The following is a 14,272-nucleotide window of genomic DNA, read 5'->3' on the forward strand; positions in this document are numbered from 1 at the left end:
TGGCCGCAACCGTAAAATGTTCCAATAATAAAAAATGTATTACCAGTTAACCGTTTTAAGCGATAAATCAAGCTTCTCTACCTGTTTTAATAAGGTGCTTTTATCTAAAAGGCCTGATTTTGCATCATGTGTCTGAATCACTGAGGCGCTATTGACAAGCCCATAGGCAACAGCCTCAGCAATGCTTTTGCCTGAATAAATCCCACCGCAAAAGCTTGAACCAAAAGCATCACCGGCACCTAGCGTGTTAACGATGTTTTCAACTTTTAATGCAGGGTGAAAATAAAGCTCTTTTTCTGTACCAACATAAACACCATTACTACCATCAGTGACAACGACGATGCTGGGACCAAGTGATAAGGTTTTTTGAAAGAATTCTTTTAATGAAAAGAAACTGTCTTGAAAAACAGGTTGGGTTTCTAATAAATTTTGTTGATTTTTAACGTCTTTTTCTTGATTTTCATCAGTGAGTAAAGAGCTCATAAGTTTCTGGGCTTCTTCATAGTTTAGAATTAAAATATCAATACCATGCAAGGATTCCTTGATAAATCCGTTGCCTACTTCAAGCTGACTATTACCGGGGTTAATGGCAACTTTTGTATCATGTTCTTTGGCAAATTTAACAATCTGTGGTAATTGTGCAGCTGAGGTTTTACTCAATGAGGTCACATAAACAAAATCTGCCGCTTTAATCGCATTTTCAGGTAGATCTTCAGTTAACAAATCACGATTAGCACCTCGATAAGCAAATATGGTGCGATCACCTTTTAATGAAGGCACAACATAAGAGGTTGCTGTACCGTAATGCTCAGAAAATCGTACCTCATCTGTGTTGATGTCCTGATCTTTAAGCTCTTGTAAAACCGATTGACCAATGTTGTCACGACCAATTTTGCCAAAAAAACTGACATCAAATCCAAGCCTTTTTAAGGACACTGCCGCATTTGTCGCACCACCGCCGCTAAAGCATTTTTGTTTTGTGACTTCGATTTTCGCACCCTCTTCTAACAAAAGATAGGACTGGGTAGTCGCAGGCTTTTGGATTTCCATGGTTTCCATTTCTTCATATTCAATAATGGTGTCTAATGTGGCACCACCGATTGTTAGTACTTTCATTACGTGTTTTTTCCTTTTTCTGCACATAAATATAATAAGCTATTTTGCACTAATTTAAGACCGGTGTCATCGTGCGAGGTTAAAATTGATTCTGGATGGAACTGTACGGCGCAAACAGGCTTAGTTTTATGTGTGATTGCCATAATATCACCATGCTCATTAAAAGCGCTTATTTCAAGGCATTGCGGTAAGGTACTTTTATCTGCAATAATAGAGTGATAGGCGGCAACCTCGGCATTTTGTTGAATACCATCAAATAAAAAAGATGTATTGTGTTTAAGCTGCCATGTTTTTCCATGCCTTGGGTTGTCGAGTAAGGAAAGCTTTCCACCAAAGGCTTCAAAAATACCTTGTAAACCAAGGCATACACCAAATTGTGGGATATCATTTTGGGTAAGGGTCTGTACCATTTTGGGCAGGTCAAAATCATTTGGTGTGCCAGGGCCTGGAGAGTAAATTACTAAATCTGGGGATTGAGCAATAATCTCATCTGTACTTATCACATTATAACGATAAGTAGAAAGTTTAACCCCAAGTTGTCTGAAATAGCTGGCTAAGGTATGCACAAATGAATCTTCATGGTCAATCATAATGGCATTGATATGGCTGAAGTCTTTTTTAACCCACTGCTGGTTTGTGTTACTTATTGTTTTAAACTGGCCTAAGGCTTTGTAGAAAGTCGTAGCTTTCGTGCGTGTTTCTTCGGCTTCATCTTTGGGGTTTGAATCCCAGACAAGTGTAGCACCTGCTTGATAATAGGCCATATTCTCTTTTAAATGAACGGTTCTAATGGTAATTGTTGAGTTAATATCACCATTAAAACCTAAGCAGCCAACAGCACCGCCATACCAGTTACGGGGTTTTTTTTCTGTTGCTTCAATCAGTTCAATAGCACGCTTTTTAGGCGAGCCAGTTAATGTTACCGCCCACATATGGCTTAAAAACGCATCTAAACCGTTAAAGCCAGGTCTGAGTTTTCCTTTAACATGATCAACTGTATGAAAAAGCCCAACATAGCGTTCAATAGTTCTGCGCGCAATAAGTTCAATGCTGCCAGGTTCACATATGCGTGCCTTATCATTTCGATCAACATCGGTACACATCGTAAGTTCTACTTCATCTTTATAAGAGTTTAATAATTGACGGATCTGCTTTTCATCTTCCATGGCATTTTTTCCACGTTTCACTGTGCCTGAGATGGGGCATGATTCAACGATATCACCTTCACAGCGTACAAACATTTCAGGTGAGGTGCCAACAAGCTGCTCATCACCAAACTGGCAATAAAACTCATACGGGCTTGGGTTCATTTCTTTAAGTTTTTGATAGAGCATGGCAGCAGAACCACTGACTTTTGCACTGAAATGACGACTGTAAACAATCTCAAAAATATTCCCCTTTTTCATTTCATTTTGTGCCTTTTCAACGAGTTTGGTATATTCTTCATCAGGTAAAGAAATGTCAATATTAGATTGCGCTTGAAAAGGGGCGTTTTGGGGTTTTAGGTGCTCAAATGGTTCTGTTGCACTGTTATTCGTTGTGATATCTTCTTTTGAGAATTCCAGGGATAGGGTAAATGATTGTGCCTTTTGCTTATCGATCACAAAAATATGATCGGCAAAGAATAAATGGTATAACTTTGTATTGTCCGGGCGCTTAAGTGGTTGTTTTGGTGGCTCAAATACAAAGATCAAGTCATAACCAAATCCACCAAAAAAGCCAAGCATATTATCTTTAAGCTTATGCATTTCTTCATTGATCAACCGTAAAGGTGTCGCAACAGATGGCTTAAGGCTTCTTTCTTCTTCGCTGAATCGTTTATCAGATGAAATTATTTTAAGCCGAATTTGGTTTGTTGTCTGCTTCGTAATCACAAGATTAGCACTTTTTATAAGCACAGGGGTAAATAACGCCAGAATAATGCAACCACGAGGGTTTAGTGCATTGAAAACAACCTCATTCTGATAAGCAATAACCTCTACAGGCGGGTTATAGAACCCTAGTTCCCAGCGATTATAGCGTCCAGGATATTCAATACCTGATGACATCATCATACCTTTATAACGATCAAGTTTATCCGTGATGTGTGTTAGGCTATCCATTGGATTATTCGTTTTTTGATATGTAACGGTTATCCCGGTTTTTGTTGTAAAGGTTTGCTGATTTGACATTGTTTTTCCTTGCGACATCGGTTGGTGCTTGTATCTTTGTAACGATACACAAGTATCATTAAATTGTCTAGTTGGTTCTAGTACAAACCTAATATACCCATCGCAAATCATTTATAAAATGATTGATGAATGGTGTATTTGTGCTACGTTACCTTATAGGATTATGTTATGATAACGGCTACCAAAGATAATGCAAATAAGCAACTATGAGTCGTTTTCAACAAAATATCATTTATGCAGGATTATTAATTGCCATTATTGGCTTTTTTTGGTTTATTGTGCCTAAACACATCTATCAGGCCCACGGTGTGTATTTACCCAAAACCACTGAAGTGATGAAACCAATTAATGCAAAATCAGTACAGTTTTATGCGGCAAGTGACATGAACCTGCCTAAAGCAGTGCCTGTTGTGAATAATGTGAATCAAGCACCACAAGGTATTATTCGTATTATTTCCCATTATGATAAACAATCACAAATTCAAGCAGCTTGTCAGCAAAATGTTACCAAAGCAAAAGCGCTTGCATCTGCGCATGGTGCAAATGTTGTGATTGGCAATTGTGTTGCCTCGCAAAATACCGGTCCATTAGATGGTGCAAGCCTTTATGCCTATGCCTATAATATGTGATGTCAGGGTGTGAAATGCAACAGAAACATAAAAATTTGCGCATCGTTTTTGCAGGCACGCCAGAGATTTCAGCAACTGTATTACAAGGCTTGATCGATAATAATCAGAATATCGTTGGTGTTTTCACACAGCCAGATCGCACCAAGGGTCGCGGAAGAAAGTTGCAGGCATCCCCGGTAAAGCAGCTTGCAAGTAGCCAAGGTATAGAAGTGTTTCAGCCGGTATCATTTAAAAAAGAACCACAAGCGATTGAAGCATTAAAGGCACTTAAGCCAGATGTTATGGTCGTGATTGCTTATGGGCTTATTTTACCCAAAGAAGTGTTAGATGTGCCAAAAGCTGGCTGTATTAATATTCATGTATCCTTGTTGCCCAAATGGCGTGGAGCGGCACCCATTCAACGGGCGATTGAGGCAGGTGATGAAAAAATGGGTATTACCATTATGCAGATGGATGAGGGATTGGATACAGGGGATATATTGTATCAAATTGAAACAGAGATATTGAATCAGGATACAGCAGCAAGCTTGCATGATAGATTGGCACAATTATCTGTGCCTGCCGTGATTCATGTATTAGCGAAAATCGAGCAAGATTGCCTTCAACCGCAAAAACAAGATGATACAAAAGCAACTTATGCTGCCAAGTTAACCAAAGAAGAAGGCAGAATAAATTGGGCGCTTTCAGCTAATGAAATCAGTCGTAAATTTCGTGCCTTTGATCCGTGGCCTGGCAGTTTTATAATCGTTGATGACCAGGTGATTAAGGTTACAGATGTTAAGGTTTGCAAGTGCCATAATACTGCTTTTCCAGGAGAGGTTGTTGATGTTACAGATGATGGGATTAAAGTACAAACAGCCAAAGGATGCTTGATAATTGGTACTTTACAGTTTCCTGGTAAAAAAATGCAAGCAGTGAAATCCCTTCAACATGGTTATGCCTTAAAACAATGGGTTGGCAAGGTGTTTGGATCGTAAGGTATTTAAGAGCAGGTTTGCCTTGTTTGTCATTTGTGTAATTAATAAAATAAATCACCATAGAACCATTCTACGTTAATCAAGTAAAATATTTAGGAAATATCATGACAGTTAAAGCGGCATTTATTATTGATCCGATTGAGCATTTTAATATTCAAAAAGACAGTACCTATATGATGATGAAGGCGGCTGATATAAAAAATTGGCAGCAATATATATTACAATTCAACGATTTATTTGCGCAGGATGGGCATGCATATGGACTGGCAACGCCGATTGAGCTGCCAAAAGAAGGTGAGCGCTGGTATAATAAGCATGCTACACAAAAGATGAATCTATCCGAGTTTGATGTGATTTTCATGCGTAAGGACCCACCCTTTGACATGGAATATATCTATGCAACTTATATTTTGGAGTTGGCTGAAAAAGCAGGGGTTTTGGTTGTTAACAAACCAGGCACTTTGCGTGATGCCAATGAGAAATTTTCCATTATGAATTATCCAAAATTAACCCCAAACACACTGGTTACCCGATCATTTCATCAGATTAATGAATTTCTGCAAAAACATAGGGACATAGTGGTTAAGCCGTTAGATGGTATGGGTGGTGAGTCTATTTTTCGGATAACACAAAATGATGTGAATAAGAATGTAATTTTAGAGACGATTACACGCTATCAAAGCCAGTTTATAATGGCACAAGCTTATCAACCTGCAATTGTTGATGGGGATAAGCGAATATTGATTATTGATGGAGCGCCTGTTTCGCACTTGGTTGCACGCATCCCAAGCCTTGAGGATGGTCGAGGCAATACCGCGCGTGGCGCAAGCACAAAAGTAAGGCAACTCAATCAAAAAGAGTATGACATTGCCAGTGTAATTGGCAAAGATTTGAAAAAGCAGGGCGTTTTATTTGCAGGAATTGATGTAATTGGTGAATGTTTAACAGAAATTAATATTACAAGCCCAACGATGATTCAGCAAATCTATAAGGCCACAAACATAAATGCTGCTGATACTTTAATTGCGGTGATAGAGACTAAATTAAGAAACAAATGATAAAAAAGGATTCACTATGTCAGATAATTCACAAAGATTGTTTAATGCTGCGCAACAAGTAATTCCCGGTGGTGTGAATTCACCAGTTCGTGCTTTTAAAGGTGTCGGTGGCATTCCAAAGTTTATTGCCAGGGCAAAAGGTGCTTATGTTTATGATGTTGATAATAAGGCTTATATCGACTATGTCGGTTCATGGGGACCGATGATTTTAGGGCATGCCGATGATGATGTTATTTTGTCAATTAAAAAACAGGCGGATCTGGGGTTAAGCTATGGCGCGCCATGTGAAGCAGAAGTATTATTGGCACAAAAAGTGTGTGAATTAATGCCAAGTATTGATATGGTTCGGTTTGTGAACTCTGGGACAGAGGCTACCATGAGTGCGGTAAGACTTGCCAGGGGTTATACCAAAAGAGACAAATTCATTAAATTTTCCGGTTGTTATCATGGGCATGGGGATCAGTTTTTAGTTGCCGCAGGGTCCGGCGCTTTAACGCTTGGCGTACATAACTCACCTGGCGTGCCTGGCGATACTGTAAAACATACACTCACTGCGCAATTCAATGATATTGACAGTGTAAAAGCACTGTTTGAAACCTATCCAGAAGAGATTGCTTGTATTATTGTTGAGCCAATTGCGGGTAATATGAATCTGATTGTCCCGCACAGGGAGTTTTTGCAACAGTTGAAAATGTTGTGTGAAAAATATGGCGCATTATTAATTTTTGATGAAGTGATGACGGGCTTTCGTGTGGGATTAACCGGCGCACAAGGTTTATATGGGGTTACACCGGATTTAACGACTTTTGGTAAAATCATCGGTGGTGGAATGCCGGTTGGTGCTTTTGGTGGTAAAAAAGAAATCATGCAGCATATTGCACCTGAAGGTGGTGTTTATCAAGCAGGAACCTTATCCGGTAACCCAATTGCCATGCAGGCTGGTCTTACGACCTTAAATAAAATTATGCAGCCTGGGTTTTATGAAAACCTTACACAAAAAACAAAGCGTTTAGTTGATGGGTTAAATAAGCTTGCTAAGGCAAACAATGTTGCCTTTTTTGCCAAAAATGTCGGTGGAATGTTTGGTTTATTCTTTACAGATCAAACAGATATAAAAAGCTTTGATCAGGTTAAAAAGTGTGACATAAAACAATTTAATCGCTTTTTTAACTTCATGTTGGATCATGGTATTTATTTTGCGCCATCTGCCTTTGAGGCAGGGTTTATGTCGATTGCCCACAGCGATGAAGATATCAATAAAACATTGAATGTGTTTGAGAAGTTTATAACCTCCTGACAAGAGATTAATATAAGGTGCTGAAAGCTATATATTAATCGTAAATTATTTGTTACTTTATCTAGCTTTAGTAAAACTCAATACAGAGGTCTTAATGTGAAAAAACATGTCCTAATAACAGGAGCCAATAGAGGAATAGGATTGGGGTTTGTTAAGCAATATTTACATGATGGCTACTTTGTGACGGCAACTTATCGCAATAAGGTGAACTCAAAGGGTTTGCTTGATGTCTATGAAAGTAATCAAGATAATCTTAGATTAATAAAAATGGATGTAACATCCCAGCATGAAGTTACACAGGCTGCCTTATTTCTAGAAAATAACCCTATTGATATTTTGATTAATAATGCCGGTGTTTATCCTGAAATGCATGCACGCCATGGGATAAAAGATAACCCAGTAGAAAATGTCATTGAAGCATTAAATGTGAATGCTATTGGAAGCTATCAATGTATCCAAGCGTTTTTGCCTAATTTGCTTTTGGCTAAAGCACCAAAGGTGATTAATATGTCAAGTCAGGCTGGGTCAATTACGGAAACAAAAGCAGGTTTTGGTTATTCATACAGGATGTCAAAGGCTGCGCTTAATATGTTGACACGTTGTTTTGCTGCCGAATACCAAAATATTATTACCATAAGTTTGCGACCTGGCTGGGTAAAAACAGATATGGGTGGTGATCGTGCTGTACTTGGTATTAAGGAAAGCGTTGCGGAAATGATTGCCTTTATTGATGGTTTGACATCATCGCATTCAGGTGAGTTTTATGATCTAAAGGGGCAGACTTGTCCGTGGTGAAAACGCAATATTTAATCATGTCATTTGTTTTTACCTAAAATGCGGTCACGTAAATTATCATAAACGATATGTGAGTTTCTAGATAAAAAAGCAATAATTTCATATTTATTTTTGCAGTTGAACTTTTTTGCCAGCTGACGATAGAGTCCCTATATGGTTCTTGGTGAAAGTTTAAGTAAAGCAGACTGTTCAAATAGCACACATATTTGATTAATAATTAATGCTGAAAGTTTCAGCTGTGATATACTCAGCTTAACGTTATTTTTTAGTTTGCTGCTATAAACGTTATCTATTGATAGAGTATTATTCAATATGATTTCGTTATAGTTTATAGGCAATGGTGCTGTCTTTTGATTTTGGGTTATATTATGACATATTTTTGCACTCTCAATTAATTCATAAGTACGGTCTGGTAGGTAATATTTTTGCCATGGATCTTTAAGTTGCAAAACTAACATGGCAATGTGCAAGTCAACGGTAATATGAATATAACATACTGTTGAATATTGATCTTGTAAGCCAGTATCAAGTAGTTGCTCAGTATCAATAAGTGTTGTTGGTAAAGATAATAAAGTCGTGATACCGGTACATGAAAATGTTTGAGGCTGGTTGCAGCACGTATTGTATATCTTATCCGCCAGATTGGTGTTTTTCAGAAAAAAGATTGCTTGCTTAAATGGATCGATTTCAAAGTAGCAATAATCAACAACTCCTAATAAATCAAGTGACTTAAAATTAATTAAAGGTGTTGTTTTGCATTTATGCAGCAGATAAACAGGCATGGCTATATTGGAGTTGTTTTTTAAGTAAATAGATACTCAAGTAGCTTAATATAGATAACAGAATAATAATGAAAAAGTGTATGTTCGGATATTTTATTAACGCAACAAGTGTTGAGATGAGGCCACTGAACAATAGTAGTATGCTTGAGTAAAAGGTTGATACAGCAATTTTGTTGAACCGCTCAGTAGAAAAAAGCGTTGATATTGTACTTGCGCCTAAAAGAAATGCTGAACCAATGCTAATGGCTGAAATGCTAAAATACGTTAGCAAGGGTGTATTATCTTTCATCAGCAGTATGGCAGAACCAATAAGGACAATACTGCTTCCTAGTTTCACTAGTGAAGCTTGATGAAAGTGCCTTAACCATAAAGGTGCTACAAAGGCACCAACGCAATGTGCTATACCAGCATTGGCAAAAATAAGTATATGTGCATGTGGAAAGTTAGATAAAGATGTCATTAAAATAATAAATATACTAAGGCCGCTGATTGCTGGCGATATCGCAAGCCAGAAAAGTTGGTCTTTTATTGATGTGATGTAAAGGCTTAAGGTTAGTGTTTTAAGTGGTGCTTTCGCCTCTAGTAGGTGTTTTGCGTTAGTAAAGGTTAAATAGATAATAATAATCCCGGGAATACTTAATATAAGAAAAAATAAGTGCCAGTTATGACAGCGGTTATATAAAATTAATGCAAGCATAGGGGCAAGTACTGGTGACAGTGTAGATAGTGCATGAAAATAAGATAACGTTTTTGTGATAGATCCTTGTGTATTTTTTTGTGAAACAAATATATAAGGCAAGGCCAGCATACCCATAGCACCAAGGCCAGCTAGTATTCTGGCAGCAAAAAATAAAGAAGAGTGGTAAGTAATTGCACATAAAACATTGCCAAGCACAAACAGCAACGCGCTAATAAGCAAAACGCCGTACTGATGCCAAAGTGAAGTAATTCTACTAACAATAATTTGCCCTGCACCTAAAATGATCAGAAATATTGTTGTGCCAAGTTTGATAAGGTTGTTACCAAGGCCAACATCCAGGCTAATTGTATCAATTAGTGCATCATAGCCATCAATAGCAAAACATACAGATAATATACAAAAAGAAGACATAATGAAATCAGTTTTTTTCAACGGCATTTCTCATATTATCAAATGTCTAGTCATTTTATGTGAAACTTTCATAATGTCAATTAAAATAATTGGAATATAAAAAAACCAATATAGGATTTTAATTGATCAAAGACTGATAGATAAATCGATAATTTTGGTGAAGGTAAATTAATAACTCATCTTTAGTATTTTTATTCAATTTTTGTTTAATCCTTTCAATATAGTCTTCACAGGTTCTCGTTGACTTATTTAATTTATGACCGAGCTGTTTGCTTGAGATGATACCGTGGTAAAGGCAAAGCAAAACTTTTTTCTCAAGGTCAGTCCATTTATACCAAGAAAATCCCGATGGGTTATTCAGTGGTAAGGGTTGGGGTTGCTCACCAGGATGAGCTCGAAATGCCTCATGATTTAATCCCAGGGTTTGTGGAAGTGCCTCATTGAGTGTTTGAATAAAGCAATCAAATGTATATTGATTGTATTTATAATATGGGATAATGTTTTCAAACTCAGGCACAATGGATAGCTTTGATATAGACCCATCTATGTTAATCATAGTACGATACAACGCATTTTTAGGTATAATTAAACTTTGTTTCATTGTGTCTTTGATTATTGTATGAAAAGGTATTTCTTCAAATTGCTTTGGCATGCGCAGCAGATTCTGATAATAGTGTAGTCGTTCAAATTGAAAGTAGTTCTGGCTTTGATAAATTTCAATACCTTCATTTTTTCTAAGTACAAGATCAAATACTTCGCCGTTTTGATCGACCGTTGTTAATGTCAGCCCTTCTACATGAAATTTCTGGCAAAAAGGTTTACACAGCTTTTCAATTTGGCAGGCATATTTTGGCCAAACAAATCGGTGTGCGTGTATAATTTGTTCCATATATTGCGTACTGATTTTACATCATATTAAGTAAGCATGAAGTGTATATTTTAAGAACAAAAAGTCAATATTTTTTTAAAGACTGTCTTTAAATGCGTACTTTTACGGTAAGGAATTTTGGTGGGAAATATTGTCGTCTTCTTAAGTCAAAAGGCTTACTTAAAAAATATGATAATGATTGATAATTTATGGCGCCAAGGGTTGGCATTTGACCAGAGGATTAGAGTTGTGTTTGAAGGACGCTGGGGTAGTACCAGCATATGATAAAATATTTAGGTATATCTTGATTACTGTTAGCCAATTGTCTTTTATAATACTTTAAAACAAACCAAGGGCAGGCAAATGTGAAACAGCTTTCTCAAGTGATTGCGTTTTTAAATATAACATTACCGGTTGATGCAGATGTAATTGTCAATCGTATCTATCAAGATCAACGGTTATGCGGTGAAAATGATATTTTTATTGCCTTATCAGGAGCTGTTTTCGATGGGCATCAATATGTCAGACACGCCCAAGCGAAAGGGGCTTGTTTGTGTATTGTTGAGGATATTAAAAGGATAGATAATACTTGTGATTTATCAAGCGTTGTTGAAATAACAGATATTCGACAAAGGCTGTCAGCGCTGGCAGACTGGTTTTATCAAAACCCGTCACAAAAACTTAATATCACGGCGGTCACAGGCACTAACGGCAAAACAACGGTGAGTCATTACATTGCACAATTATTTTGCTTGTTGGGTGAGAAAACAGCTATTTTAGGCACAACAGGTAATGGGATTTATCCAAAGCTTGAAACCTCAAGCCATACAACGCTCGATAATTTGCAGCTGCAAAGCCACTTATCTGATTATCAAAATGAGGCGGTTAAAAATGTGGTAATGGAAGCCTCATCTCATGCCATTGCGCAAAATAGAATTGCACAATTAGCGATTGATACGGCTGTTTTTACAAACTTGGATGAAGAGCATCTGGATTATCACCAAACCCTTGAGAACTACTTTGAAGCTAAAGCAAAACTCTTTGAACAACCACATCTTAAAAATGCGGTAATTAATATTGATGACCCCTACGGGCAAAGGCTTTATGATAAGCTTAAAAAGCAAGGTAAACTTTCGCTGTTTTGTTATAGCACGATTCACAAGAATGCGGATACTTTTTTTTATATCAAGCAATATTATCCTGATGCGATTGCTGTTGATATTTTTTGGCAAAAGCATCAAGTGGCAAGTTTGCATCTACCGGTATTAGGTGATTTTAATATCAGCAATATAGCCGCAGCATTTACAAGTATGATGGCAAATGATTATCCATTAATGGCTGTGGTAGAAAAATTGCCCGAATTAAAAGGAGTGCCCGGGCGTTTGGAGCTTTTAAAAATGGCAAATAAAGCGCTTGTTGTGATTGATTTTGCCCATACCCCAGATGCATTGCAAAAAGTATTAAAAGCCATGCAAAATCAATTAAATGGCAGGCTTATTTGTGTATTTGGTTGCGGGGGTGATCGACAAAAGACAAAGCGAGCTTCAATGGCGGCAATTGCGCAGAAACTGGCAGATTTTTGCATTGTCAGCGAGGATAATAATCGTTATGAGTCTTTTGAATCTATTTCAGCAGATATTATTAAAGGCTTTGATCCACAAATAAAAAACTATTATATTGAGCCCAAGCGTGAAATCGCTATTGAAAAAGCGATTTCTATGAGTGAAGCTTGTGATATTATCTTACTTGCTGGCAAGGGGCATGAAAATTATATCGATGAAAAAGGGCAAAAACGTTATTTTAATGAAAAAGAAGTCGTAGAAAGTATTTGGAGAAAATCTTGATTCAATCACTAAAGCAGTTAGTGCAGCAAATTAATGCTGAATATATTGGTGCAGATGTCAGCATCACAGGTGCAAATATGGATTCACGAGCAATTAAGCCAGGACAGTTGTTTGTTGCAATTCGTGCAAAACGAGATGGTCATGATTATATTGATAATGCCATTGAAAAGGGTGCCAGTGCACTATTGGTTGAAAAAAAACAACCACATATAACAATACCTCAAATCGTGGTCAAAGAGAGTAAAAAGGCGCTTTTTCAACTAGCCATGGCATGGCGAAACTGTTTAAAAATGCCTGTTATTACCATAACGGGCAGTTGTGGTAAAACAACGACCAAAGAGATGCTGGCATGTGTGCTCAAAGATCAAGGCCATGTACATTATGCGCAGGGAAATTTTAATAACGAGCTTGGGTTACCGCTTTCTATCCTGTCAGCGCCAGATAACTGTGATTATCTTCTTTTAGAGCTTGGCACGAATGCACCAGGAGAAATTGCGCATTTAGCCACATTGGCACAACCGGATATTGCAGGTATTACGAATGTCTCAGCATCACATTTGGAAAAGTTAATTTCTTTAGATGGTGTGATGGAAGAAAAGGGCGCTTTGTTAAATGCGCTTGGAAAAAAAGGTGTGGCAATTATTAATCTTGATGACCCACGTATTGCAACGTTTAGTCAAACGCTTTCTTGTCAGAAAGTATTTGTTACAGCACAAAATAAGCCTCAGGCTGGTATTCATTTAATAAACTATCATGACGAAGAAAATGGTTTTGCATATACGGTGGAGGTTGATGGTCAATGTTACAAAGGGCAATTGTATGTCTTTGGCCTGCATAATTTACATAATATGTTAATGGTTTTGGGTTATGTCCATGCTTTGGGGTTAGATATTGATAAAGCCATTCAATCGTTGAAATGCTTTTCTGGCTATAAGGGGCGTTTTTCATTGCACCGGTTAACGGCTTATGTTTCATTGATTGATGACACCTATAACGCCAGTGTTCAATCGGTTGAGGCAGCTATTGAGAGCCTTTCAGAGTTTGACGGGGTGCGTGTGCTGGTGTTAAGCAATATGGGTGAGCTTGGTGAAATGGCTGTTTTTTATCATCAAAAAATTGGGCAAAAGATTGCAAAGGCAGGTTTGGATCAAGTATGCCTGTATGGTGATCAGAATTTAATGTCTATCATGCTACACGAAACAAAAGGGCAGAATATTGCCTTGTATCATGATAAAAGGACGATTGTCGATACGCTCAAAAAGTACCTTAAAAATAAAGAAAAAACCCGCATCCTTGTGAAAGGATCACGGGCCAATCAAATGGAAGAAATTGTCCAAGCGCTTATTTAGTACCCCACATTAGTAAGCGTTGAAAACGTACGCTCCAAACTTTCTTGATACGTTTTTAAAATGGCATCTTTTGTATTGATAGTGGGGTCTTTTTCAATGATCAGTTTAGTGAGCTCAACACTGGCTTTCACGACACCATTTAGCATTTCTGCAACCATTTCATCCGCTGGCACATCAGGCTCATCATCAAACAATGCTTTAAGGTCATAGCTTTGGTTTAGTATTTCTAGAGGCTCAGCCTTGTCGGCTACTTTCTTTTTAGACATTTTTTGTTT

General features: G+C 37.5%; 13 protein-coding genes. 7 read left to right on the top strand and 6 right to left on the bottom strand.

Translation table 11 applies throughout. The annotated features are described in order from the left end of the window. Positions 1-39 precede the first annotated feature (39 nt). Positions 40-1,116, bottom strand: a complete 1,077-nt coding sequence (locus tag DNK84_RS03920) for a carbohydrate kinase family protein (RefSeq protein ID WP_119343264.1) — start codon at positions 1,114-1,116, stop codon at positions 40-42. After that, complete coding sequence (locus tag DNK84_RS03925; protein WP_162902204.1) at positions 1,116-3,287, bottom strand: anthranilate synthase component I; 2,172 nt, start codon at positions 3,285-3,287, stop codon at positions 1,116-1,118. Before DNK84_RS03925 ends, DNK84_RS03920 begins: the two co-directional genes overlap by 1 nt. A gap of 206 nt (positions 3,288-3,493) precedes the next feature. Here DNK84_RS03925 and fvfA point away from each other — a divergent pair, with 206 nt between their 5' ends. From fvfA to DNK84_RS03950, 5 genes are all read left to right on the top strand, one after another. Beyond that, positions 3,494-3,916, top strand: coding sequence for a Francisella virulence factor A (gene fvfA, locus DNK84_RS03930; RefSeq protein ID WP_119343266.1), 423 nt, complete (start codon positions 3,494-3,496; stop codon positions 3,914-3,916). A gap of 14 nt (positions 3,917-3,930) precedes the next feature. Continuing rightward, entirely contained in the window at positions 3,931-4,893 is a 963-nt protein-coding gene (fmt, locus tag DNK84_RS03935) for a methionyl-tRNA formyltransferase (protein WP_119343300.1), read from the top strand. Positions 4,894-4,997: 104 nt separating this feature from the next. After that, positions 4,998-5,951 carry a glutathione synthase gene (gene gshB, locus DNK84_RS03940; protein WP_119343267.1) on the top strand — a complete coding sequence of 318 codons (954 nt, stop codon included), beginning with the start codon at positions 4,998-5,000 and terminating at the stop codon, positions 5,949-5,951. Positions 5,952-5,967: 16 nt separating this feature from the next. Further along, complete coding sequence (gene hemL, locus DNK84_RS03945) at positions 5,968-7,248, top strand: glutamate-1-semialdehyde 2,1-aminomutase (protein ID WP_119343268.1); 1,281 nt, start codon at positions 5,968-5,970, stop codon at positions 7,246-7,248. 96 nt (positions 7,249-7,344) lie between these two features. After that, positions 7,345-8,043 carry an SDR family oxidoreductase gene (locus DNK84_RS03950; RefSeq protein ID WP_119343269.1) on the top strand — a complete coding sequence of 233 codons (699 nt, stop codon included), beginning with the start codon at positions 7,345-7,347 and terminating at the stop codon, positions 8,041-8,043. A gap of 149 nt (positions 8,044-8,192) precedes the next feature. On the opposite strand, the gene DNK84_RS03955 is transcribed toward DNK84_RS03950, so the two are convergent. The 3 genes from DNK84_RS03955 to DNK84_RS03965 form a co-directional block, all read right to left on the bottom strand. Beyond that, positions 8,193-8,825 (bottom strand): hypothetical protein, encoded by a 633-nt coding sequence (locus DNK84_RS03955; protein ID WP_119343270.1) that lies wholly within the window; start codon positions 8,823-8,825, stop codon positions 8,193-8,195. Continuing rightward, positions 8,803-9,957 (bottom strand): MFS transporter, encoded by a 1,155-nt coding sequence (locus tag DNK84_RS03960; RefSeq protein ID WP_162902205.1) that lies wholly within the window; start codon positions 9,955-9,957, stop codon positions 8,803-8,805. The genes DNK84_RS03955 and DNK84_RS03960 overlap by 23 nt, the downstream gene beginning before the upstream one ends. A 97-nt stretch (positions 9,958-10,054) precedes the next feature. Beyond that, positions 10,055-10,825 (bottom strand): hypothetical protein, encoded by a 771-nt coding sequence (locus tag DNK84_RS03965; protein ID WP_119343272.1) that lies wholly within the window; start codon positions 10,823-10,825, stop codon positions 10,055-10,057. 344 nt (positions 10,826-11,169) lie between these two features. Here DNK84_RS03965 and DNK84_RS03970 point away from each other — a divergent pair, with 344 nt between their 5' ends. Beyond that, positions 11,170-12,648: a UDP-N-acetylmuramoyl-L-alanyl-D-glutamate--2,6-diaminopimelate ligase gene (locus DNK84_RS03970; protein ID WP_119343273.1), complete on the top strand. Its 1,479-nt coding sequence runs from the start codon at positions 11,170-11,172 to the stop codon at positions 12,646-12,648. Next, a complete protein-coding gene (locus tag DNK84_RS03975; RefSeq protein WP_119343274.1) occupies positions 12,645-13,997 on the top strand; it encodes a UDP-N-acetylmuramoyl-tripeptide--D-alanyl-D-alanine ligase in 1,353 nt (450 codons plus the stop codon). Before DNK84_RS03970 ends, DNK84_RS03975 begins: the two co-directional genes overlap by 4 nt. On the opposite strand, the gene DNK84_RS03980 is transcribed toward DNK84_RS03975, so the two are convergent. Continuing rightward, on the bottom strand, positions 13,994-14,263 hold the full coding sequence (locus DNK84_RS03980) for a hypothetical protein (protein ID WP_119343275.1): 270 nt from the start codon (positions 14,261-14,263) through the stop codon (positions 13,994-13,996). The two genes, DNK84_RS03975 and DNK84_RS03980, sit on opposite strands and share 4 nt — an antisense overlap. Positions 14,264-14,272 lie beyond the last annotated feature (9 nt).

This window comes from Facilibium subflavum (genome assembly GCF_003574485.1).
Classification (GTDB): domain Bacteria; phylum Pseudomonadota; class Gammaproteobacteria; order Francisellales; family Francisellaceae; genus Facilibium; species Facilibium subflavum.

What these genes read in the sequence shown, in the direction of transcription:
- DNK84_RS03920 (WP_119343264.1), bottom strand. Translation starts at nt 1,116, where the DNA reads ATGAAAGTACTAACAATCGGTGGTGCCACATTAGACACCATTATTGAA.
- DNK84_RS03925 (WP_162902204.1), bottom strand. Translation starts at nt 3,287, where the DNA reads ATGTCAAATCAGCAAACCTTTACAACAAAAACCGGGATAACCGTTACA.
- fvfA (WP_119343266.1), top strand. Translation starts at nt 3,494, where the DNA reads ATGAGTCGTTTTCAACAAAATATCATTTATGCAGGATTATTAATTGCC.
- fmt (WP_119343300.1), top strand. Translation starts at nt 3,931, where the DNA reads ATGCAACAGAAACATAAAAATTTGCGCATCGTTTTTGCAGGCACGCCA.
- gshB (WP_119343267.1), top strand. Translation starts at nt 4,998, where the DNA reads ATGACAGTTAAAGCGGCATTTATTATTGATCCGATTGAGCATTTTAAT.
- hemL (WP_119343268.1), top strand. Translation starts at nt 5,968, where the DNA reads ATGTCAGATAATTCACAAAGATTGTTTAATGCTGCGCAACAAGTAATT.
- DNK84_RS03955 (WP_119343270.1), bottom strand. Translation starts at nt 8,825, where the DNA reads ATGCCTGTTTATCTGCTGCATAAATGCAAAACAACACCTTTAATTAAT.
- DNK84_RS03965 (WP_119343272.1), bottom strand. Translation starts at nt 10,825, where the DNA reads ATGGAACAAATTATACACGCACACCGATTTGTTTGGCCAAAATATGCC.
- DNK84_RS03980 (WP_119343275.1), bottom strand. Translation starts at nt 14,263, where the DNA reads ATGTCTAAAAAGAAAGTAGCCGACAAGGCTGAGCCTCTAGAAATACTA.